General features: G+C 59.9%; 2 protein-coding genes. Both read left to right on the top strand.

All coding sequences use genetic code 11. The features are described 5' to 3' along the window. Window positions 1-222: GtrA family protein (locus ACQY6C_RS14720; RefSeq protein ID WP_427970034.1), on the top strand; the 222-nt coding region annotated here is incomplete at its 5' end. Between the two features lie 200 nt (window positions 223-422). After that, on the top strand, window positions 423-2,081 hold the full coding sequence (locus ACQY6C_RS14715) for a hypothetical protein (protein ID WP_427970032.1): 1,659 nt from the start codon (window positions 423-425) through the stop codon (window positions 2,079-2,081). Window positions 2,082-2,330: the final 249 nt, after the last annotated feature.

The raw sequence follows: 2,330 nt of genomic DNA, 5'->3' as shown, positions 1-2,330 counted from the left end.
CAGGATTCGGTCGCCAGGCGCGGGGCTGAACGCACGCGTCAGAAGGCGCTGTTCGTTATATCCGCATTGCTGGGTCTGGGCCTGACGACGCTTGTGGTCGGGCTGGGTGACTGGAGCGGGCTCGATCCGCGCCTAGCCAAGCTGGCAGCGATCGTGCTGAGCTTCGCCCTCACCTATCTCCTGCGCAAGAGCGTGGTCTTTCGCGGCAAGCGCGAAGCATGAGTGCCAATACAGATCGGCGCCGGGTTGCATCCGCACTCGCCCACATCGAACGCGGGCCTCACCTTCTTCCGTGGGCGCCGCTTAACAACGCATATAGTGCGGTTGCACTTGTTGTTCCCTGGCTCTTGTTCACGATTCTTGTCGGGTTGACGATGCGCGGCCAAATTGCCGCATTGGCAATTGATGACCCGGATGATGCCATGCGCATTCTCGAGGTTCGCGATTGGCTGGCAGGGCAGAGCTGGTGGGACGTCACGAACTATCGCGCGGGCGGGTCTGGCGGGCTGGCGATGCACTGGTCGCGTTTAGTTGATCTGCCATTGGCGGCGCTTACTTTGCTCTTTGGGACATTGCTGCCATTCTCCCAAGCCGAGATCGCTTCTGCAGCATTGATTCCTCCGCTGCAATTGCTGGCGGCATTGTTCATCCTGCGTGGAACCTTGCGCTGCCTGGGCTTCCGGAATGCGGCAGCGAATATCGTACTTCTGATCGTGCCGATGCTGTCGCTGGTAATTGGAAACATGGTTCCGCTTAAGGTCGATCACCATGGATGGCAGATCATTTGTGCACTCGGCATCCTGCGTCTCATGGCCGACCGGCGAAATGTCCGGCACAAGGCCTTATTCGCCGGTTTGACCGGTGCCGTGCTGCTTGCGATCTCGATCGAGGGGTTGCCGCTGATCGCCACGGTATGCGGCATATATGCCCTGTTCTACATGCGCGAAGAGAACGATCGGGGACTGGCGCCATTCCTCGGGGGTCTTGCGCTTGGATCGATCGCACTTTTCGTCGCGACGCGGCCTGTGCCGGAATGGGGCCACGCCTGGCCGGATGCAATCAGTTGGCCGCATCTTGTCGGTTTTTTGTTGTCGGGCATTGTCGCTGTCCTTGCATTGCGGATGCGACAGACACCCCCGCCAATCATGCAGGCCGCGATCTTGCTTGGAATCGCCGTTGCAGGAGCGGCACCGGTGCTCCTGACGTTTGGGCTGACAGGAATCGCGCCCTTCAGCGCAATTGACCCCCTGGTTCGCGAATATTGGCTTGGCGGCATTCAGGAAGTGAAGCCGATTTACGAGCAGCAGCCAGAAAAGCTTGCAGTTCTCGGGTGGATGAGCGGCCTATATGTATTGGCGCTCGTGACGCAGGCGAGAAAGCTGATTGTCGGCGAAGCTGCGTTTGGCTGGTTTACGGTCTTTGCACTTTCGGGCGCAATGCTGGTCTTGGCGCTGGTGTTCTTCCGGGTCGCACTCTTTGCGCAACTGCTCATGGCACCGCTGTTTGCGGCGATGCTCCATGATGTGCTGCGCAGCGCCGCCCGCATAAATTCCGCGATCATACGGGTTGTCGGCATCACTCTCGCACTTATTCTCTTGAGCCCGGCAGGGGGCTCTCTGGCAGGCAAGGCACTGGCCGCAAGTTCGGGGGCGGAGGCCCGCGGACCCTCGAAAGGTATTGCGAGCAATTGCGATCTTCGCCGGTTGACCGCACTTCCGAAGGGACGGGTTCTGACCCCAATTGACATTGGTGCGTTGGTCTTGTTGCGCACGGAGCATTCGATCGTAGCGGCGGGTTATCACCGCAATCAGGCCGCGTTGGCACAAGCGTTGCGCGCCTTTACGGGCCCTGTTTCGCAAGCGCATGATGACGTTGTGAGCAGCGGTGCAGATTACGTGGTGGTATGTCGCGGGACGCCCAATATGGCACGCTATGCCAGTGCCTCGCCTGACAGTTTCGCTGCGGCCTTGCTCGAAGGATACCGGTCGGATTGGTTGCAGCCGGTGCCGGGCTTCGAAACAGGCGGCTTGTCAGTCTGGTCCGTATCGAAACGCAATGGTCTCGATCGCGCTTCACCTTGAGCCAATGGGAAGTTGAGCCCAGACCCTTGATGCAGGGCCGCTTCCTGTCGAGGGCGGCGCATCCCCGAAATCGTGCTCCAGATGACCGCCACCAGGAGAAGATGGTCGCGCGATTGTCTCGCACGCCTGCGCTTCGCTGACCATATTTCGGCAAGCCCTGCCGGGGCGAGCGGGGCAAGGCATTGACGGGTTGTTAACCCTGATTTGCAATGGATTGTGCTGGATGGCTGCGATGAACTGCGTTGTTGC

It is taken from the genome of Altererythrobacter sp., assembly GCF_050299635.1.
GTDB lineage: Bacteria > Pseudomonadota > Alphaproteobacteria > Sphingomonadales > Sphingomonadaceae > Erythrobacter.
This window is presented reverse-complemented; position numbering and strand designations above follow the sequence as displayed.

Coding starts and splice junctions, on each gene's coding strand:
- ACQY6C_RS14715 (WP_427970032.1), top strand. CDS start 423: ATGCGCATTCTCGAGGTTCGCGATTGGCTGGCAGGGCAGAGCTGGTGG.